This window comes from Cellvibrio mixtus subsp. mixtus J3-8, assembly GCF_000766945.1.
Lineage (GTDB): Bacteria > Pseudomonadota > Gammaproteobacteria > Pseudomonadales > Cellvibrionaceae > Cellvibrio > Cellvibrio mixtus_A.
Genome location: NZ_KN266210.1, coordinates 1 through 20,044, shown reverse-complemented (window position 1 = coordinate 20,044; position 20,044 = coordinate 1). Strand labels below are relative to the sequence as shown.

15 protein-coding genes, 1 tRNA gene and 1 pseudogene are annotated in these 20,044 nt (G+C 45.2%); 13 read left to right on the top strand and 4 right to left on the bottom strand.

Annotation, left to right across the window (positions count from 1 at the left end):
• Window positions 1-13: 13 nt before the first annotated feature.
• The 3 genes from A596_RS15090 to A596_RS15080 form a co-directional block, all read right to left on the bottom strand.
• On the bottom strand, window positions 14-1,879 hold the full coding sequence (locus A596_RS15090; protein ID WP_039916323.1) for a sulfatase-like hydrolase/transferase: 1,866 nt from the start codon (window positions 1,877-1,879) through the stop codon (window positions 14-16).
• Window positions 1,880-1,905: 26 nt separating this feature from the next.
• Window positions 1,906-2,937: a lipopolysaccharide heptosyltransferase I gene (gene waaC / locus A596_RS15085; RefSeq protein WP_039916321.1), complete on the bottom strand. Its 1,032-nt coding sequence runs from the start codon at window positions 2,935-2,937 to the stop codon at window positions 1,906-1,908.
• Between the two features lie 138 nt (window positions 2,938-3,075).
• Window positions 3,076-3,471, bottom strand: coding sequence for a DUF6165 family protein (locus A596_RS15080; protein ID WP_039916320.1), 396 nt, complete (start codon window positions 3,469-3,471; stop codon window positions 3,076-3,078).
• Window positions 3,472-3,661: 190 nt separating this feature from the next.
• Here A596_RS15080 and A596_RS15075 point away from each other — a divergent pair, with 190 nt between their 5' ends.
• Window positions 3,662-4,486 (top strand): glycosyltransferase family protein, encoded by an 825-nt coding sequence (locus A596_RS15075; RefSeq protein ID WP_039916318.1) that lies wholly within the window; start codon window positions 3,662-3,664, stop codon window positions 4,484-4,486.
• A gap of 52 nt (window positions 4,487-4,538) precedes the next feature.
• Here A596_RS15075 and A596_RS15070 read toward each other — a convergent pair whose 3' ends face one another.
• Window positions 4,539-5,462 (bottom strand): glycosyltransferase family 2 protein, encoded by a 924-nt coding sequence (locus tag A596_RS15070; protein WP_052417562.1) that lies wholly within the window; start codon window positions 5,460-5,462, stop codon window positions 4,539-4,541.
• A 456-nt stretch (window positions 5,463-5,918) separates the two neighbouring features.
• On the opposite strand from A596_RS15070, the gene A596_RS15065 reads away from it, so the two are divergent.
• From A596_RS15065 to A596_RS15010, 12 genes and pseudogenes are all read left to right on the top strand, one after another.
• Entirely contained in the window at window positions 5,919-8,732 is a 2,814-nt protein-coding gene (locus A596_RS15065) for a di-heme oxidoredictase family protein (RefSeq protein ID WP_052417561.1), read from the top strand.
• A gap of 235 nt (window positions 8,733-8,967) precedes the next feature.
• Window positions 8,968-9,300 (top strand): antibiotic biosynthesis monooxygenase family protein, encoded by a 333-nt coding sequence (locus tag A596_RS15060; protein ID WP_039916317.1) that lies wholly within the window; start codon window positions 8,968-8,970, stop codon window positions 9,298-9,300.
• Window positions 9,301-9,341: 41 nt separating this feature from the next.
• On the top strand, window positions 9,342-9,764 hold the full coding sequence (locus tag A596_RS15055; RefSeq protein ID WP_039916315.1) for a VOC family protein: 423 nt from the start codon (window positions 9,342-9,344) through the stop codon (window positions 9,762-9,764).
• Between the two features lie 103 nt (window positions 9,765-9,867).
• Window positions 9,868-10,299, top strand: a complete 432-nt coding sequence (locus A596_RS15050; RefSeq protein WP_039916313.1) for a DUF1801 domain-containing protein — start codon at window positions 9,868-9,870, stop codon at window positions 10,297-10,299.
• A gap of 124 nt (window positions 10,300-10,423) precedes the next feature.
• Window positions 10,424-12,529 (top strand): TPR end-of-group domain-containing protein, encoded by a 2,106-nt coding sequence (locus tag A596_RS22210; protein ID WP_152600201.1) that lies wholly within the window; start codon window positions 10,424-10,426, stop codon window positions 12,527-12,529.
• Between the two features lie 76 nt (window positions 12,530-12,605).
• The gene (gene gltX, locus A596_RS15040; RefSeq protein ID WP_039916615.1) at window positions 12,606-14,120 is read left to right on the top strand and encodes a glutamate--tRNA ligase; all 1,515 of its coding nucleotides are present in this window, start codon (window positions 12,606-12,608) and stop codon (window positions 14,118-14,120) included.
• Between the two features lie 113 nt (window positions 14,121-14,233).
• Window positions 14,234-14,309 (top strand) — tRNA-Ala (locus tag A596_RS15035).
• A gap of 266 nt (window positions 14,310-14,575) precedes the next feature.
• Window positions 14,576-15,700: a phospholipase D-like domain-containing protein gene (locus A596_RS15030; protein WP_152600200.1), complete on the top strand. Its 1,125-nt coding sequence runs from the start codon at window positions 14,576-14,578 to the stop codon at window positions 15,698-15,700.
• A gap of 8 nt (window positions 15,701-15,708) precedes the next feature.
• Window positions 15,709-17,070, top strand: coding sequence for a DNA adenine methylase (locus A596_RS15025; RefSeq protein WP_052417559.1), 1,362 nt, complete (start codon window positions 15,709-15,711; stop codon window positions 17,068-17,070).
• Window position 17,071: 1 nt separating this feature from the next.
• Window positions 17,072-18,196, top strand: coding sequence for a site-specific DNA-methyltransferase (locus A596_RS15020; RefSeq protein WP_052417558.1), 1,125 nt, complete (start codon window positions 17,072-17,074; stop codon window positions 18,194-18,196).
• A 109-nt stretch (window positions 18,197-18,305) separates the two neighbouring features.
• Window positions 18,306-19,344, top strand: a pseudogene (locus tag A596_RS15015) (IS481 family transposase).
• Between the two features lie 106 nt (window positions 19,345-19,450).
• Complete coding sequence (locus A596_RS15010) at window positions 19,451-19,969, top strand: PDDEXK nuclease domain-containing protein (RefSeq protein ID WP_235425748.1); 519 nt, start codon at window positions 19,451-19,453, stop codon at window positions 19,967-19,969.
• Window positions 19,970-20,044: the final 75 nt, after the last annotated feature.

The window sequence follows — 20,044 nt, the reverse complement described above, 5'->3', positions numbered from 1 at the left end:
CATAGTTGGACGATCAATTACTTTTGAGAAAGCGCGACATATGCTCAATCGTATCAGCAAGAATTTTTGGCGGTAGCGCGATATTTTCTACCGGATCATAATTCTGGTCGACAACATCGATGTCGCCAATCGGATCGATTAGATACAGGTGGTTATCATACAGGATCGCCCTGTCGGTCCAGGACTCCATTAGTAAGCCCCTGTCCGTTTTTTTTCCATTTTCCGTGTTTGTTCCATTCGCTAACAACGATTGTCCGGTTGAATAATCACTGGTGGGGTTGCTGCACCCAAAGGCCTCGGTTAACAGGCTGGGGATCATGTCCTCATGGCTGGTCAGGCGAGTAATACTGGCGGGGTCTTTGCCCGGCCACAATATCAACAACGGCACCTTCGTTTGCCATTGGCTGAAGTTGCTATTATGGCCCCAGAAATTTTTATGCAGCTCATTGAACTCCTGGCCGTGGTCGCTGGTGATAATGACTAGCGTATTGTGCAAACGTTGTTGTGCTGCCAGCTCATCCAGTATTTGTTTAATCAGGCCATCAACAAAATGCGCCGTGGTTTTGTACAAATTGAGGAAGGGAACCGGATCATAATTATTATTTAATTCCAGATAGTTAACTTTCTCTAACATTGGCTCGAAGCGCTGCGGATAATCTTGTGGTATGCCGAAACCATGCGGCGCATCAAAAAATAAAAAACCGAAGAAGGGTGCGTCCGCAGGTTGTGCTTTTAAATCGCGGATAAAGCGCTCGGTGATATCGATGTCGTTAGCAGCACTGTTTTTGTATTGGCCGGATTGTAATTGATTGCGCAACGCAGAAAAAATGGTGCGATCAAACTCAGGGAAGGTGAGGGTGCTGCTGCCGTAAATAAAATGCCGGTAATCGAGCTGTTGCGTCACATCAAACAGGGCGCTACCGCGCTCAGCGGCGAGCATGGGTTTCCAATAGCTGCCGGAGATACCGTAGAACATACTGAACAAACCATAGCGCGTGGAGTTGCTGGTACTAAAATGATTTTCGAAGGACAGCGCCTGGTTTTTTAATTGAAAGCTGTTGGGCATTACTTCGGCGTTTAATTGATCGAAGCGCAAGGAATCCACTACCAGCATTAAGATGTTCAGTTTTTCTTTCGGGGCACATTGCAATGGAGCGGTGGGATATTTCAAACCATCGGCGGTATTTGATTTGAATTTGCTGGATTGTTGTTTGACTTCAAACCCCATTTTTTCCAGCGATGAACGCATGGTGGTGGTTGGCATCCAGGGAATATAGCGATTTTGTGCGGTGAGATTATTCCAGCCAAATGCATCGGCGCAGCCGCTCAATAATTGTAATCCAATATAGCTTGTCAGAAAAAAAACGAAGTAGTGCCGGTTGCGCAACGAATTCCCAGTGGAAATTTTGCGACTGAGCGCAACTACCAAGCGTTGGCCGATTAAAACGCTCACTAAAATTGCTGCGATAGATGCCCACATCTGCCATGAAAATGCGATATTTTCCAGCAGTGCGCCGCTGAATAATAAATTAATCACCATGCCATTCAAATGGAAATGGTAGAGGCTGAACACCTTCACGTTCGTAATAACAATTAATTGTGCGAACGCAAATACAATTATTGCCAGCGTCATTCGATGCTTGCGTAAACGCAGTAAAAAACCCAATACCAATATGCACAGGGTCACTGCAAAAGATAACACCGCAAAGTGGATAACCATTCCGGCAACGAGATAAACCTGGGCTCCAGGTGAAAGTGGCCATTGGCTATGCCATAAGGTGACAAGGGCCATAATAATCGCATTGATTGTAGTGAAAGGCGCAAGCCAGCGACGATCTTTATAGGGGGCGATCGCATCCTTGGAAAAAACCAAAGTCATAGTGCAAAACTTCCTTTGAGAATAAATTAGTGCAATGAAATTTTCTTTTGCAACTCTGACCAAACCTGTGCAGCTTTAATACTGGTCATACATTGAGGCGTATCTATGCTGTGTTCAGGCAGCCATTTGCAGTGTCGTTTGTGGCAGGGCATGCAATCGAGGGGATTATCCATTTGCAGATTGTGCGTGTGTTCACCAATCAATCCTACCTTGGTAGGCGATGTTGCGCCGTACAGTGCGATGGTGGGTGTTTCCAATGCGCCAGCAAGATGGGAAAAACCGGTGTCCAGGCCGATGACCCCTGCTGCTTCCACCAGTTTTTCAGCAATCGTGGTAATAGATAAACGTTGTTCTGGGCGGCTGGCGCCCGGGCAACTGGCAATAATGCCATCGGCAATCGCTTGTTCTTCCGGGCTACCCCAAATAATTTCCACATCAAACCCGGCATTCAATGCAATTTGCGTTAGTGCTTTCCATTCATTGGCGGCCCACAATTTGGTAACCCAACTGGTGCCAATAATAAAAACCAATTTGCGCGGATTTTTTTTGATGTGAGTGAAATTCTGGTTAATCCCAAAATTTAATTTTTCACCCGGTGTGTAACCTAATACTTTACCAACCAATTGGCGGGTGCGTTCTACAGCATGTTGTTCTTTTTCAACAGGATACCGGCATTTATAAAACCAGTGAGTCACCGCTTCGCGCGCTGAATGTTTGTCGTAACCGTGAATAACCGGACTTTTGGCGCACCTGGCAATGACCGCACTTTTTAACAAGCCTTGGGCATCGATAACCATGTCATAGGTCTCCTGGCGTAACTCTTGTCGCCAGGTTTTAAATTCCTGCCATGCACTTTTACTGCGTTGCTTTACCCAGCGACGCAAATGAATGGGGATCGCTTTGTGGACCGCCGGGTGCCAATCCACAATTTCCTTAAAGCTATCCTCAACAACCCAATCGATTTGCGCATCAGGAAAGTTTTTCCTGATATCACTGATTGCGGGGAAAGTGTGGAAAATATCGCCCATCGAGGACATTTTAATGAGCAGGATTTTCATACATCACATCCGTGTGATTTACGGTGCAAACAACACTGCACGGTAAACTGCTGCGGTAACTGTTTGTAGGTCATTGAGGGCTTGTACGGCATTGAGGGCACTCATCCCATGGTTAATTCTGCAAGGGACACGTAAAAATCACTGGTAATTCTTGTACGATTTTTCTTCGATCAATTCAGAACCAAAGGCGAGGTTGATATCTTTTTTTACGGCGGCGCGTTTGTCGTTGGTGAAATAAACCGCGCGTGCCAGTTGGATAAATTTATCGCTGAAGTCCTTATCGCGCTCACAGTCGCGAATGTCATCTTCAATTACCCACAATTCCTGGTTGATATCTTTCAAGGATTTTTTCAGCGGTTCCAGTTTGGTTTTACCCGTTGCATCCAGCAGGCTATCCACTTTTTCATTGAGGATATTCAACTCATGGGTCACATTTTTGAGTTTGGTTTCATCGCTGATATGAACAGCTTTGATTTCCAGAATAGTGATTTTATCAATCAGTTCGCCAAGGGAGATGGGGGCCTGGATCAGCATGGTTGTGTTCTCTGCGGAATTTTTTGAGGCGGCGATTCTAGCAAATCCAGTTGCGGTAGGGGTATTCCCTTTGTGAATTCCGCTATTTTGCGCACGTGCGCGCTTGGCAGGTATCGCAATGTGTCATAGGAATGACACAGGAGCCGTGTAGGTTTGGCAAAGGCCGGTACTAAATGAAGGGTGTAAATGAATGAAGCTAAAACAGCTGCCGGGGTCTTTATGGATGGCGCATCGATTAAAGGGATTGGATAGTCTCGCACTGAATCGCCGGCGCGACCCTGCGTTGCCGCTCATTATTTCACTTACCTCCATTCCTTCCCGCTTGAAGGCGGTGGCGCTCACCGTGCGCAGTTTATTGGCACAAGATGTCGCCGCCCAAAAAATTATCCTGTGGTTGAATGAAGGGTTGCGTCACCGTATCCCCCGCGAATTGGCGGAGCTGGAGGGCGATACCTTTACCATCAACTATGTGGATTTAACCTGCCCGCACCGCAAGCTGATCCATACACTGGCTCAATATCCCGACAAGGTTATAGTGACTTGTGATGATGATTTGATGTACAGCCCTGACTGGTTGCACCGGTTATACAAGGATCACCTGCGCTATCCCCGTGCGATTATCGCCCATGAATGCCGCACCATTGAATTTGAGCCCTGCGGTTTACCCAAGCCTTATCACCAGTGGCCTACGGTAGAGGGTGTCGATCTCACCCATCCCTGGCTGATGTCGGTTGGTTACGGTGGTGTACTTTATCCCCCTGATACTTTGCATGCTGATGTGCTGGCTCGGGATCTGTTCTTAACGTTGACGCCGCGCGCCGATGATTTGTGGTTCAAGGCGATGTCACTCATGGCGGGAACGGAGGTTCGTCGCTCGTCTGCACCGGGATGCAAACCGATCCCGATTTGGGGAACCCAGCGGATTTCACTGAAGCGCACCAATGTGCGCGGTGAGGGTAATACTGAACAATGGCGGGCGCTGTACGCACATTATGATTTGCAGCGTTTTCGGTAGGGCTATCGAAGGAACATTACTATCCGGTCAAGGATTATTGCGAAGGCGGCGCTTAAACAGCAGCCACTTTTGGATGTTTGGTGCGCGCGATGGGTTGTTCAAACGCTGGCACTTTTGTAGCAAACGCAGTCGATTGCAAAGAGGTTTTACTCATTCCATTCGGTGTCCAATACAGTCCCAGTCGTTTTACTTCGGCGCGAATGGCGTAGTTTTTTGCCCAGGTTTCCGGGGTATCGTAGGCGCGCGGATGATCAAGGTGTAAACAGCTCACGCTGTAGCGCACTTGTTTGCCTTTTAACCCCAAATTGCACAAGCGCTCACCTAATTCACGATCCAGCCCGCCGTACTGCATATCTTCATTAAAACCATTGCAGGCGCGAATGGCTTCTGTCCAGGTAGAGCTGTTCATACCGTTCCAGGTGGCTTTGGTCGGGGTGATGGTATCCAGCAGATTTTTTAGCCACCGGCTTTTTACCAGCTTCCATAATTTGTGGCTGTTCTTCTGGCCGTGGCGTGTAAGCCAGTCGATATTAAAAGGATTACCCGCGCGGATGTCATTAATATCAATGGCAGTAGAAACCGCCATATTCAATTTCACATAACCGCCGGAAAGAAAATAACCGGGCCGTGCTAATTGCCAATGCTTGCCAACAAAATCCGGTTCGGGGATGCAATCGCCATCGGTAAAAACCAGGTAATCACAGTCGGTGTGAAAAATAACTTTATTAAGGATCTGGCATTTGCGAAAGCCGCGGTCTTCGTGCCACACATGTTCAATATCCAGTTTCCCGCGCTGCTGGAATTTCTCAATAACTGCACGTGTTGCTTCACCGGAACCATCGTCAGCAATCAATACTCGAAAATCGGTAAAAATTTGCGCCTCATAACCCAGCAATACTTTTTCCAGCCATGCAGGTTGATTATACGTAGTGATAACGACACCAATATTTTCCGGTGAATGGGCTGGGGTGTTCATGATGGTTCTCCGCAAGTTTCCACCATAGAACCACGGGAGTGTTGAGTTTTTATGACAAGCACATAGGATAAAAACCGCGCAATAAATGCAAAACCGGCAGTGCCACTTAATTGTTTCGCTGATTGGGACGTTATAAATCCCTGAAAATTAATGTGCCAGTCGCCACTTTTGATGCGAACCACTCTTATTAATCGCTATTTTTGTGCAGCAGATCTGTTTTTGGATAGCCACTTTGTTTGCATCCTGATTGTGGGACGACGCTGGCAATTTCACTTCCTACACTATGTTCCCGCGCTATTACAAAACCAATAATTTTTTGCGATCTGGCTCATCACAAGTGACCTCCATTTTGCGAAGTGGCGCAACAGGCGTTCAAGAAAAAGTATCAACCGTTGCTCCCGTCTCGCTGTCCGCAGGGCAACCTCTCGATAATAAATAAAGTAGAGGCAAGATCACATGCAAATACTACCGCTCGGTTCAAGGGCTGCATGGCTATTTGTTGCATTAGCCAGTAGCAGTCTTTTTATGCAAACAACCAACGCGCAAACCATTAACATTAATCCGGTCAGCATCACTGGCAGCACCAATCTACAACCTGCCAGTTTTGCAATCGACAATAACAATGCAACCCGCTGGGAATCCAGCCACGGTGTTTCACCCAGTTCACTCACACTGGATTTGGGGCAGGCCTATGCGCTCAATCAAGTAGTGATTAATTGGGAGGCCGCCAACGCCGCGAGTTATGAATTACTCGGCTCTAACAATAATTCCACTTGGACCCAAATGAGCCTGCGTACCGGTGGCACCTTTGGTAATCGCACCGATACTGTCGGTGTCAACGGCACTTATCGATATGTACGAGTGAATGCGTTGACACGCAGCACTGGCAACAACTGGGGATACTCGATTTTTGAAATTGATGTATTCGGATCATTGCCCGTGGTTTCTTCATCCAGCGTGGCGGCGGGCAATTGCAATTCCGGTTGTGTCACTACCTTGAATAGCACCACGTTACGCGCAACAGTAAACCAGGCGGACATTGTTGATCTCCATTACCGCATCAACAATGGCGCCCAGCAAAATGTGCGCATGAATGTTTCCGGCGGCAACTGGACTTACGATATTCCCAATTTAAAAGCGACGGATGTAGTGAGCATCAACTTCACTATTATTCGTTCCGGCGTGGGGCAGGATACACCCTGGCAAAATTATTCATTGGGCGCTGTTGCATCAAGCTCGGCAATATCCAGTTCGTCGCGTTCAAGCTCGCTGTTGTCCAGTTCAGTGCTTTCCAGCTCATCGCGTAGCAGCTCGCTGGTGCCATCAAGTTCATCGCGCAGCAGTTCTTCGGTAACGGCGGTGAGTTCTTCATCAACGGCAAGTGTTGGCAATATTGTGCCGTTATACAATTCATCGACAGTGCTTGAAGGTGCAATCCAGTTTGATCGTGGCGATGCATTGGTGACCCGTATTGCTGACCGCGGCCGTGATCGCCATGCGAAGGAAGATCAATTCCAGGCCTACGATCATTTCCTCAGTTTTTATTGGGAGCACCGCACCGCTGAAATTGAAATTGTGGACTACGTTGCCAAAGGTGGCAGCACCGTGCGCATGAATGTAAAAACCCAATTCAAGTTGAATGACACCGAAGCGGAAAATCGCTGGTTCTACCGCGGTGTGGGCACCGTGGCCGAGTATTACGATAACGGCACCATGAACGTGATCGATAATTTCAATTACTACAAAGAGCGCAGTTTCAACGCGCGCGAAGGTCGCAATATCCAGATTGGCGATAAACTCGAATTTGAATTAAGCCAATTCCTTGATCACACCGTTCCCCATGGGCGCTCGGCGTATTACGGTACGACGTATTTATACATCGTCGGTGAAGGTTTGGTGCCCTGGGATATCACCGGTAATTTCGGCAACATTGGCGGCAGAAAAGATTCGGTAAAAATTCCGGAGAAAGCCTGGTTAGGTGGCAAGACCACTTTGCCCTACAACCATTCGAATGAACCGGATAACCATTTCATCCAGATGGCAACCAATCTCGCATCGATTAATGGCCAGCCCTTTGTGTTGGGCCGCCGCGTGCATCACGCCTCATTTGTTGATGGTTCACACGATGAACATGTTGTCGATAACGGCACTTTCGCCGATACCGTCGGTAAAGCCGGTCCGCATTATGTGCATGACCGCTGCGCCGGTTGCCACGTGCGCAATGGTCGTGCGGCACCAGCGCCGGTTGGCCAGCCATTGGAAAAATGGGTATTTAAAGTGGCCGATGCCAATGGCAATCCGCATCCAAACCTTGGCCGTTCATTGCAACCAAAATCAGCAAACGGTGTTGCAAGTGAAGGGCAAGCATCGATTGCATTCTGGAGCGAATCAAACGGTTTGCGTAAACCCAATTATCAATTCAGTGGCGTAACACCGGCGCGTTTTTCTGCGCGTGTTGCACCGCAATTGGTGGGTATGGGTTTATTGGAAGCGATTCCTGAAGCGGCAATTCTCGCGAAAGAAGATATCAACGATGCAAACGGTGATGGCATTTCCGGTCGTGCGAACCGCATCACTGATCCATCCGGTCAAACCCGGCTAGGTCGTTTTGGTTACAAAGCGGGAACCACCAGTGTGAAGCATCAGGTTGCAGCGGCATTTAATGCGGATATGGGGGTGATGACCAGCGTATTGCCAAACCCTGATTGCGGTTCAGCGCAAACGGATTGCGGTGCGAGTGGTGCGGAATTATCCGATACGCATTTAAATAATCTGGTGAAATATATTTCAACACTCGGTGTGCGTCCGCAACGCAACCTTAACGATGCCGCTGTGCAACGCGGTGAAACGCAATTCGCCACCATCGGTTGTGTTGCTTGCCACACGCCGCAACACGTAACCAGCCAATACCATCCACTCGGTGAATTGCGCAGCCAAACGATCAAGCCGTACACCGATATGCTGCTGCACGATATGGGCGCGGATATGGCGGATACGCTTGGTGAAGGCCAGGCAAGCGGTGCTGAATGGCGTACCGCACCGCTGTGGGGATTGGGCTTGTCGGCTTGCGTAACCGGTGGTGTGACCGATGCAGGGCAAGGTGCGCAAGTGTGTACACCAGTGCACAGTTATTTGCATGATGGTCGCGCACGCACCATCGAAGAAGCAATTTTGTGGCACGGTGGTGAAGGCCAGGCGGCGAAAAATGCGTATCAAGCATTATCGTCATCACAGAAACAGGATGTGTTGCGGTTTCTTGAATCACTTTAATAACGTGAATCACTTTAATAAATAGTTTCTCGTAATCGTTCTACAAGTCATATGTAGCTGTCTTTGCCCCGGTTAATTACCGGGGCTTTTTTTTGATTTTTTTCTGTTTATTTCTCCTGACAGGTTTTGGTTGGAATCGGGTTTACTCTGGAATTACTGAATCCCCCGGACCTCTTTGGAACGGGGCACGTAGCCAGGGCGGCCGGGGGATTTCCAACCTGAAAGGAAAAGTAAAATGCCAGACTCCACAACTTCCCAACGCATCTATCGCCTGGACAAATTTATCGTCCCCACTACCGCACGCGAAGAATTTCTCGCGCGCGTAAAAGCCACCCATCAAATACTGAATGAGCAACCCGGCTTTATTCAGGATTTTTTACTCGAGCAGCCACATGATGACAAATCATTTGTATTGGCGACGTTAGTGGAATGGGAAAATTCCAGCTTTATCGACAGCGCACGCGCTGTTGTCAAAGAAATGCACCAGAAAACCGGTTTCAATGCGCAAGAAACAATTGCGCGTTTGGGAATTAAAGCCGAGTTGGGTACTTACCAGCGCATTCGTTAATTAAAACCCTCTATATATTCAATCAACCGGAGAAAGGAATTATGAGCAGTCCATCCCCCAGCGTTATATCCCATGTATCAATTGGCACCAACGATTTTGAGTCACTGCGCGCGTTTTATGTGGCAGTGTTACCCAGTGTCGGCGCAAAAATACTGATGGAGCATCCAGGCGCTGTCGCATTTGGCCGGCAATTTCCCGAGTTCTGGATTGGCGTTCCGCACGACGGAAAACCGGCAAGCATCGGTAATGGTTTCCATATCGGATTTATTGCGGATACTAAAGAACAAGTGCACGCCTTTTACGATGCCGCCATCGCCGCTGGCGCAACCTGTGATGGCCCACCCGGCCCACGGCCGTTATACGGTGAACCCTATTACGGTTGTTTTGTGCGCGATCCGGAAGGCCACAAGATTGAAGCGTCGTTCTGGGATGAAGAACTCGCTGCAAAACTTGAAGGCCACTGATTTCCAGTAAAATTTTCTGATGTGATTGCATCAATATCTGCTCGCAAAATACTATTGCGATATTGATATAGTCGCATCAGAAAAACCGCAGGAGTGTGTTGTGATGCAATCGATCCACAATCCATCTGTTGCTGAAGTTTTTAAAAAATATCCACCCGATATGCGCAAGCGATTGCTGTTTTTGCGCACATTAGTTCTGCAAACGGCTGCTGAATTGCAGCTGGGTGAGATAGAAGAAACCCTGCGCTGGGGTGAGCCTAGTTATATCGCCAAACAGGGCAGTGCGATTCGCATGGATTGGAAAGCGCGCGACCCCGAACACTACGCTTTGTATTTCAATTGTAATACCACTCTCGTCGAAACCTTTGAAGCGCTGTATGGCCATTTATTTTGTTATGATGGCAACCGGGCGATTATCTTTACGCGCATGGAATTAATTCCGGTCAAGCAGTTAAAACATTGCATAGGTTTATCCCTGCAATACCATCGCCTTAAACATTTACCGTTGCTGGGTTCAACGGCCATCACATCCTGAACATATATATCCTGAAGCCAGGAATTGTCGCTTATAATGCGCCCAGAATGGATGACCTACGGTTGGGTGTAAAAAAATGCGATTAATGTATGGTTGGGGAGTGGTGTGTATGTTGGGATTTTTCATGAATTCAGCCGTGGCTGCTCCGGAAAAAGAATATCCCCGGCTTTCTGCAAATCAATCCGCTTCACAGGATTATGAAATCGTCAAATTAATTGATGGTCCTATTGATGCATTGTACCAATACAATAACCAATCCCTGTTTATCGCACAGAGCGGCGATGATTTATGGAAAATCAATTCCACCGGTGAAGTGATCGACCATTTCAATACCAGTGACCTGTATTCGTCGGGCTTGATATTGGCAACAGAAGGATTTATCGATTGGGTTTTTACCGGAGACAAACAGCAAAAAAGCTATGGCGAAATAATTGATGCTTCTTCCTATTCTGAACAGCAACTGCTGGATGCATTCAACCATGCTGAGATAGTGGAATTTCTGGACAAGAATGAAAAAGGGTTGGCCTATCTCTATCAAAACGGGAAGGTGGAGATACTGGATATTTCCAACCAGCGGGACAAAATCACCGATCTGGTTTATATGTCCCACAATATTCGCACTGAATATAATATTCATCAGGACGAGACTGACATCAATGGAAATCACTTCCAAAGCTACAATAAAAAACCGGGATTGTTTTCTTTCATCAAATCAGAACCATCCTTGCCTCGCTATGCGGCAATTAAAGGGTATGAAAAACTAACTTATCATCGTCCAGTTGGTGTTGTAGAAACGCTACTTGAAAATATACTGGGTGCCATATTTGTGAGTAACCACAGCACCAGGGAGTTTGGCTATGAGGTGGGTTATAGCCATGTGGAGTTGACGATTAAAAACCAGGTATTGAAATTTTCTGTGTTAAGTGATGAGGAATTTGGTCCAAAGCGTAACCATGGCATAACATGGCTGGATCCCAAATTTGCAGACGCAGCCGGGCTAAAATTTATGGCTGTCAATTATCGTCGTAAATACCTTGCAGAACTTAACGAAAAAAGTTTGCTGCCCTATTATGAAGAAGATGTTGGGCTTTATGTGTTACGAAAAAAAATACCACCTAACCAATCTGCAAACGCAGCATGGCAATTAAACTATACCGGTTTGCATTCCTATTATCCTATTTGGGGGTACATTGAATTTTCCCGCGCTGATGTAACCCCTGCATATTATTGGCTCCACAAACGGCGACCAACTCCTGCTGCTGCCATGACCGGCGATTATGGGCGCAAAGCGGAAATCGCTAGTCCTATACTCAAGATGTTGCCAAAGTCGTTGGCCTTTAATTGGCAGGATTTTAAGGATCGCAATTTTCGTTTGGTCATTAATAATCGTGATGCGTGGTTTTATAACGCTGACGATACTCGTATTGCAATAACGTTGGAATTTGATTCGGATGAAATAGCGCAGGCGTTCAAGCAAATCGGCAATATTAATGAAACAACACAGCTAAATATCGATATGGTTAAAAAGCCTTATGGTGCAGAACTCATTGTTTATTTAAAAAATACCAAAAAAGAGGTTCGTTTGAACAAACTTCGTTTTGATTATCAAGAGCAAGCGTTTACACCGAAATCGCCACAGGTGTCTTCCGATAAAAATCAAACTGCACTATTTATTGCCTATGAAAAATCGATGCTGGAACTGAATCCGAATGTGTTCTTGCAAGTGTTAGAAGAAGGTGTTCCTAAAAATGAAATTGTGCCTTATGCATCGTCGATTTGTTATTATTTTGCACGCTTGGCCTTTCAGCTTAATATCGATAATAAATTCACTGAAAATGTAACGTTGATGAATTTTTATTTCGACAAAATTCATTCGTTGATTAATTACAATCAAACTGACGATTTGCAACGTAAAAACCTTACCATATTTGCATCACAAGTTATTTATACCGGTTCAAATATTCAGAATACAGAACTGACAAAAAAAGCCATTAGCACTTTTGTTGAACAGGACTTTGATTTGGAGAAAGAAACCAATCGCGCCTTTTTATTCAATGTGGCCTGCTACTACGCACTCAACCACAACAAACCGCAAATGTTGAAAATCATAAGCCGGACGTTAGCGCTTGGCCGTGATCCGGAAAGCTATTTAACAGACACTGACTTTCAGGACTACTGGCAAGATCCTGATTTTATTAACCTGATTAAACCCGTGGCCGTTGCTCCCTGACGGCCCGGTATTTCGCGTATACTGCGCGCCTTTTCCCGGTTTTGATCCTTCTGAATTTGCAGCAAAAGGCCGTTTTATGTCCGAAATCCGTACCCGTATCGCCCCGTCGCCCACTGGTGACCCTCACGTAGGCACCGCCTATATCGCCCTGTTCAACCTGTGTTTTGCCCGTCAACACGGCGGCAAATTCCTGTTGCGCATTGAAGATACCGACCAAACCCGCAGTACTCCTGAATCCGAACAGGCGATTCTGGACAGCCTCCGCTGGTTAGGCCTGGAGTGGGACGAAGGCCCGGACGTGGGCGGCCCGCACGGTCCATACCGTCAAAGCGAACGTATGGATATTTACGGTAAATACGCGTTCGAGCTGATCGAAAAAGGCCATGCCTTCTATTGCTTCGCCACCGCTGAAGAGCTGGATGACATGCGCCGCGAGCAACAAGCGCGCGGTGAAACGCCCAGGTATGACGGTCGCGGTCTGTTGCTGTCGCAAGAAGAGATCCAGGCGAAATTAAATGCGGGCGAGCCTTACGTCATCCGCATGAAAATCCCGGAAGAGGGTGTGTGTGAAATCGACGATATGCTGCGCGGCAAAATCGAAATCGAATGGTCACAAGTGGATATGCAAGTGCTGCTCAAAGCCGACGGCATGCCCACCTATCACCTCGCCAACGTGGTGGACGATCACCTGATGCAAATCACCCACGTGATTCGCGGCGAAGAGTGGATCAACTCCGCACCCAAGCACCTGAAACTCTACGAATACTTCGGCTGGCAAGCGCCAGTACTGTGCCATTTGCCGCTGCTGCGCAACCCGGATAAATCCAAGCTCAGCAAACGCAAAAACCCCACCAGCATCCTGTATTACAAGCGCATGGGCTATTTGCCGGAAGCCATGCTCAACTACCTCGGCCGCATGGGTTGGTCCATGCCGGACGAGCGCGAGAAATTCACCCTGCAAGAAATGCAGGCGCATTTCGATTTACTACGCGTCTCATTAGGCGGCCCGATTTTCGACGTAGAAAAACTCAGCTGGTTAAACAGCCTGTGGATCCGCGAAAACTTCACCATCGAACAACTCGCGCAACGTTTGCACGACTGGGCCCTCAACAAAGAAACCCTGTTGCAGGCCTTGCCGCACGCCCAATCGCGCATGACCACCCTCAGCGACTTCGCCCCGCTGGCCGGTTTCCTGGTGAGTGGCATGATGCCTCTGACCGAAGCCAGCTTCGCAGGCAATAAGCTGGATATAGAAAAACAAAAGGAATACCTGCAATTCGCCCTCTGGCGCTTGGAAGCCCTGCGCACCTGGGAACGCGACAACCTCTTCGCCGAACTCAAACTGCTCGCGGATCAAATGGGCATCAAAATCAAAGATGCCCTGGCTCCGGTCTTTGTCGCCATTGCCGGCACCACCGCCAGCTTCTCGGTAGTGGACTCCATGCAAATCATCGGCCCCGACATGAGCCGCGCCCGCATCCGCCACGCCATCAACGCCTTGGGTGGCTTCGGCAAAAACAAGCAAAAGGACCTGGAAAAGCTCTACACCAAACTGGGTGCAACCGCAGAAGAGCCAGCTGCCAACAGTTAACCGCTTGATTTATCGATAAAAAAACCGGAGTGCAAGCCCCCAATTTTTGCTTGACACTCCGAAGGCACCTGCATAAAATGCGCGCCACTCAGAGACAGGATGTCAACGAATCTGGGGCTATAGCTCAGCTGGGAGAGCGCAACACTGGCAGTGTTGAGGTCAGCGGTTCGATCCCGCTTAGCTCCACCAAATAAACGTTGTAAACTAACGACTAAAAAGCCTGCTTTCGAGCGGGCTTTTTTGTTTTTGCAATTTAAAGCCAATCTCTTTTTTCATTTAGATAGTCTCGTTTTGAATTTACGATAAACCATTAATATCAGTATGAGATATTCTACCTGACCCCTTCACGCCCTGTTTGTAGGGAATTGATAGAATACGACATGAATAAATGTTTACTGATATAAGCAATAGTGGGCTCAGGTGCTTTTCTAAGGGTTTAATCTGGACGTGTTCATATGGATAAATTGCTTTTTATACAAGATTCTTCATTTTCAGGCTCATACTCAATGCACGAGGCTTTGGTTCACTCCTGCTCCTCTTCTGTTAAAGGGTATGGAGCTTATTCTTTTGCCAGCAAGAGCGGTGTCGATCTTCTATTTAATGATAAAGAATTTCACGAATTATTTGAGAAGGAGGGGTATTCGTTAGTTGTAGGTATTGACGAGATCACGAACATTGAGTGCTTGGAATCACTTAATAATTTGATGGTAAAGGTTCCCAATTTCAGTGTTAGGGCTTTTTATCATGAAGATAACGGATCGTTATTTCACCCTAAATTAAGCTTTTTTAAAGATGTAACTGGTGGGGGATCCCTTCTCGTTGGATCGGGTAACTTGACCTTTGGAGGGCTTCGAAAAAACCGTGAGGCTTTTAGTTTGATTTCTCTTTCTTTAGATGAGTATCAACGAGTAGAAAATTATTGGAATAAATGGGTGCATGAAGCACAAAATCATCTGAAATTAATCGATGATCAAAGCGTAGTTGATAGAGTTAGTAAAAATATCTATATCAGAAGTCACACAGTTAAAAAACCCTTACTGGAAGGTGAAGAGGAATCATTTGAGATTCGGCCTCCAGAAAATGCAGCTCCAATCACCGAGGGGTGGGAATTTTCTGGAACGAACAGGGTGCTACTTGCTGAAATTCCTAAAAGTGGTGATAGATGGAAGCAAGCAAATTTTGATCTAGAGACATTTCGTCATTTTTTTGGGGCGATGCCTGGTGATAACAGTCAACGAATATTGCTGCGGAGTCTAAGTGGCGATGCATTGTTAGCTCCTATTGAAGTTCGTCCCAGTGTTTCAGTAAAAAGCCAGAACTATCGTTTCGAGTTGGATGCCGCTACAGGGTTGGCGTATCCAACTGATGGAAAGCCAGTGGGTATATTCGTTCAAATTACCACGAGAATGTTTTTGTATCACCTTTTTATGCCCAGTCATGAATTGTATCCTGAAATAATCCATAGAATGAATTCGTTGTGGAGAGGACGAAGAGACAGAATGATACGTATAGTTGTGGAAGCGAACGAGATTTTTGATTTACTAGATAAATCAGTTTTTCAACATTATAAGAGCGCATGAAATCAATAATGGGAAAGCAAATTAATTTTTCTTCAAGACAAAACTTTGAATTCGAGTTCAAAACTTTCCGTACAATTCATTATTTAGGTAGTAAGTTAAGAATATTAGATTTTATTAAAGAAGTAGTAGATGAATTGAGTTCGACAGAGGTAGGGATATGTGACCTTTTTGCGGGTTCTGGATCGGTAAGTCAACATTTTTCTTCTGAAAGAAAAGTGGTGGCTGTCGATATACAAAAATATTCTAACACTATTTGCTCTGCGTTATTGAAACCCTCTCAAGATGATTTCATTGATTCTTTTGTTGAAAGAGTTAAGGCTTCTGGTGATATTGAAAGGAATTTGACGATTTTTGAAGAATTAGTCAGATTCGAAGATAAGCTAATAAACGGAAAGGTTTCTAGTGATCTGGAGCTTATTTGTAATTTTTTAGAGTTTTCTTCTCTATATTCCGCATTGATAAGTGTTCCAAGTGAAGCGTCAATGCCTTTGAAGAAGGCTCTTATCTCTGCGATAAAAGGTGTTAATTTGGGAGTGGAAAATAAATTTCTTGCTGCCACATATTTTGGGGGAGTTTATTTTTCATATAAGCAGGCATTGATTATTGATGCGATATTAATCCATATAAATAAAGCGGATTCGAAATATAAAGATTTATTGCTTGCTGCTTTATTGAGTACGGCAAGTGATGTGGTAAATACAGTTGGGAAGCAGTTCGCACAGCCTTTAAGGCCGAGAGATAAAAACGGTAATCCTAAGAGTGGGATTGCCAATCAACTTAAAAAAGATAGAAATCTTGATGTTCTAGAAATATACCAATCATGGTTGGGGAAATACTCAAAAAGATCTGGTGTATTGAATAAACACAAAGTTTTGAATATGGACTATCGAGAGGCATTGGACTCTTTAGATGGTGACATCGGTTTGATATATGCGGATCCTCCTTATACTCGCGATCACTATTCCAGATTCTATCATGGGTTAGAAACTCTCTGCTTGATGGACTATCCCGAAGTGTCCTCTAGCAAAGGTGGTGGGAAAATTCAGCTTAGTCGAGGATTATACCGAAGCGATAGGCATCAATCTGATTTTTGTATCAAGTCTAAGGCACCGAGGGCTTTTAAAGATCTTTTTGAAAAATCTGCAAAAACTAACAGAACTCTACTACTGTCTTATTCTCCTTATGATAAAGAAAAAGGGGCTCATCCGAGGGTGGTTGAATTGGATTTTTTGATTTCTTTGGCTAAAGAATATTTTGGGTATGTAGATGTAAAATCACCCGGCAATTTTTCGCATAGTAAACTGAACCGTGCTGATCTTCACTTGCAGTCTGAAAAAGTTTCGGAATTACTTTTGGTGTGTAGAAATTAGTATGTCAGAGAAAAGGCTGGTAAAGATAAAAGAACTTTCATCTTTATACAAAGATAATAAAATTAGGAAGTTAATTTTAGGTGAAAATCTCGAGGTTTTGAAGTTGCTACTTCCTATATATGAAGGGGTGGTAAGGTGTGTATATATTGATCCTCCTTATAACAATGGAGAAAGCTACCTACATTACGATGATACAACCCATGATCAATGGCTTTCCAATATCGTTGATAGGCTTAAAATTCTCCGCCAATTTCTGTCTGATGATGGAAGTATTTGGATTTCGATCGATGATGGAGAGATGCATTATTTAAAGGTGGCAGCAGATGCTGTTTTTGGTAGAAATAATTTCGTAACGACTATTGTTTGGCAGCAGCGGACTACTAGAGAGAATAGAAAGGCTTTTTCAAATAACCATGAATATTTACTAGTGTATGCAAAATCAAAAAAACAATTTACAGCTTCTGCTAACAAGCTTTTAGCAGGAGAAAATTTGCTGACTCGATATAAAAATCCAGATAACGATCTTAGAGGTCATTGGCAATCTGTTTCGTTAAATGTGCAGGCAGGGCACGCAGTGAAATCTCAGTTCTATGAGATTGTTTCACCGACAGGAAAAAAGCACTCACCGCCAAATGGGCGCTGCTGGGCTTACAATAAATCTAAAGTTCAAGCTTTAATAAAGGACGGGAGAATTTGGTTTGGCAAAAATGGAAGCGGCGTGCCTAGACTCAAGAAATATTTGAGTGAGTCGGCTATCGAGGTTACACCCGAAACGCTTTGGATGGGAAGTGACGTTGGTACAAACAAAGAAGCTAAGAAGCACTTATTAAAACTCTTTCCTGATGCTAATGTCTTTGATACACCGAAACCAGAACGGCTTCTGCAAAGGATATTTGATATAGCAACTAATCCAGATGATTTGATTTTAGATGCGTACGTAGGTTCTGGAGCCTCAATATCAGTAGCTCACAAGATGAGCCGTCAGTATATTGGTATTGATAAAGGACATCATTTGATAGATTACGTTTTAAAGCGTCAACTTTTTGTTTTAGCTGGAGAAGATTTGGGCATTCTTGCCAGAAAATCTAAAAAATCTGAAGGAATTGAAGTTTTTAAGCTTGTATAATTTGTACTAGTCGCGACCAAATCTAACACTTCAGCTTGAAAGAAGAGAGTTACCGGTTTTGAATATGGGTGTCGAATCCTGAAACAAAACCATCATAAAGGTAACTCTCATGCTACATACTAACAATCCTATCATAAAACACAAAGCCGGTTTACTAAATTTGGCGGAAGAACTCGGCAATGTATCCAAAGCTTGCAAGGTAATGGGGTTCCCGCGACACCTTCTATCGTTATCAAGAGCTAACCCAGGAAGGTGGAGTTGATGCATTGATTAACAGGAGCAAACGTACTCCGAATGTTAAAAATCGCGTTGATTCTGCAACAGAGAAAGCAGTCCTTGATTATTCCCTAGAGCAACTAGCTCACGGCCAGCATCGCACCAGCAATGAATTGCGTAAGGTCGGTATATTTGTTTCTGGTAGTGGCGTTCGTTCTATTTGGTTAAGGCACGGTGTTGAGAGCTTTAAAAAGCGATTACAGGCATTGGAAGAGAAAGTAGCTAACGAAGGCATTCTATTAACCGACAGCCAAATAGCTGCATTGGAACGCAAAAAAATTGATGATGAAGCTTCCGGGGAAATTGAAACGCATCATCCAGGTTACCTTGGATCACAAGATACGTTTTATGTGGGGAACCTCAAAGGTGTAGGCCGCATTTACCAGCAAACCTTTGTGGACACCTACAGCAAAGTTGCATTTGCAAAGCTCTATATCAGTAAAACACCTATCACATCAGCCGATTTACTCAATGATAAAGTGTTGCCATTTTTTACTCAGCAGCAATTGCCAATGCTGAGAATTCTTACTGATCGTGGCACCGAATATTGTGGACGGATGGATCAACACGATTACCAGTTGTACCTGGCGATCAATGATATTGATCACACCAAAACCAAAGCGCAATCACCACAGACCAATGGAATCTGCGAGCGCTTCCATAAAACGATATTACAAGAGTTTTATCAGGTGACATTCCGCAAAAAACTTTATGTAACGTTGGAGGAATTGCAAAAGGATCTGGACGAATGGATGAAATACTACAACAATACCCGAACATATCAAGGCAAGGTTTGCTGCGGTCGGACTCCAATGGAAACTTTACTTGATGGAAAGAAGGTTTGGGCTGAAAAGAATTTAGCTCAAATCTAAACTGACAGGCACTTATAAAAAACCGGTAACTGTCAGATCAGGTCTGAGCTAGTACATCGCTAACGAGCTGGACAACTTACGGCAATCCAATCAATTAACACCTACCTTGGTACTTAAAGATCCTTATATTCTGGATTTTCTTGGCCTTAATGATCGCTATCTGGAAAAAGACTTTGAAGATGCAATTTTGCGCGAGTTGGAAAACTTTTTATTGGAGCTGGGTATCGGTTTTACCTTTGTCGCGCGACAGAAGCGTCTTCAAATAGACAATAATGACTTTTATATAGATCTGTTACTTTACAATCGCCGCATGAAACGCCTGGTTGCTATCGATTTGAAGTTGGGTGATTTTAAAGCGGAATACAAAGGTCAAATGGAATTGTATTTACGTTGGTTGAGTAAACATGAGCAAGAACCAGATGAGGCATCGCCGCTAGGCATTATTTTATGCAGCGGTAAAAAGCAGGAACAAATTGAATTACTAGAGTTGGATGCAAGCGGTATTCATGTAGCGGAATATCTCACCCAATTACCGCCAAAGCATGTGTTGGAGTCCAAGCTTAATCAAGCGATTGAACAAGCGCGTGGCCGCTCGCAATCAACATTTTCTAGTGCAAAAAAATAGATCTGATTATTTATTAGGATCGGATTGGACTTCCCAGGCTTCGTTAGACACTTTCAAGCCTCTGAAAATACGCCT

What these genes read in the sequence shown, in the direction of transcription:
- A596_RS15090 (WP_039916323.1), bottom strand. Translation starts at nt 1,879, where the DNA reads ATGACTTTGGTTTTTTCCAAGGATGCGATCGCCCCCTATAAAGATCGT.
- A596_RS22210 (WP_152600201.1), top strand. Translation starts at nt 10,424, where the DNA reads ATGAATTCAGCCGTGGCTGCTCCGGAAAAAGAATATCCCCGGCTTTCT.
- A596_RS15055 (WP_039916315.1), top strand. Translation starts at nt 9,342, where the DNA reads ATGAGCAGTCCATCCCCCAGCGTTATATCCCATGTATCAATTGGCACC.
- A596_RS15075 (WP_039916318.1), top strand. Translation starts at nt 3,662, where the DNA reads ATGAAGCTAAAACAGCTGCCGGGGTCTTTATGGATGGCGCATCGATTA.
- A596_RS15020 (WP_052417558.1), top strand. Translation starts at nt 17,072, where the DNA reads ATGTCAGAGAAAAGGCTGGTAAAGATAAAAGAACTTTCATCTTTATAC.
- gltX (WP_039916615.1), top strand. Translation starts at nt 12,606, where the DNA reads ATGTCCGAAATCCGTACCCGTATCGCCCCGTCGCCCACTGGTGACCCT.
- A596_RS15080 (WP_039916320.1), bottom strand. Translation starts at nt 3,471, where the DNA reads ATGCTGATCCAGGCCCCCATCTCCCTTGGCGAACTGATTGATAAAATC.
- A596_RS15065 (WP_052417561.1), top strand. Translation starts at nt 5,919, where the DNA reads ATGCAAATACTACCGCTCGGTTCAAGGGCTGCATGGCTATTTGTTGCA.
- A596_RS15070 (WP_052417562.1), bottom strand. Translation starts at nt 5,462, where the DNA reads ATGAACACCCCAGCCCATTCACCGGAAAATATTGGTGTCGTTATCACT.
- waaC (WP_039916321.1), bottom strand. Translation starts at nt 2,937, where the DNA reads ATGAAAATCCTGCTCATTAAAATGTCCTCGATGGGCGATATTTTCCAC.
- A596_RS15030 (WP_152600200.1), top strand. Translation starts at nt 14,576, where the DNA reads ATGGATAAATTGCTTTTTATACAAGATTCTTCATTTTCAGGCTCATAC.
- A596_RS15050 (WP_039916313.1), top strand. Translation starts at nt 9,868, where the DNA reads ATGCAATCGATCCACAATCCATCTGTTGCTGAAGTTTTTAAAAAATAT.
- A596_RS15025 (WP_052417559.1), top strand. Translation starts at nt 15,709, where the DNA reads ATGGGAAAGCAAATTAATTTTTCTTCAAGACAAAACTTTGAATTCGAG.
- A596_RS15060 (WP_039916317.1), top strand. Translation starts at nt 8,968, where the DNA reads ATGCCAGACTCCACAACTTCCCAACGCATCTATCGCCTGGACAAATTT.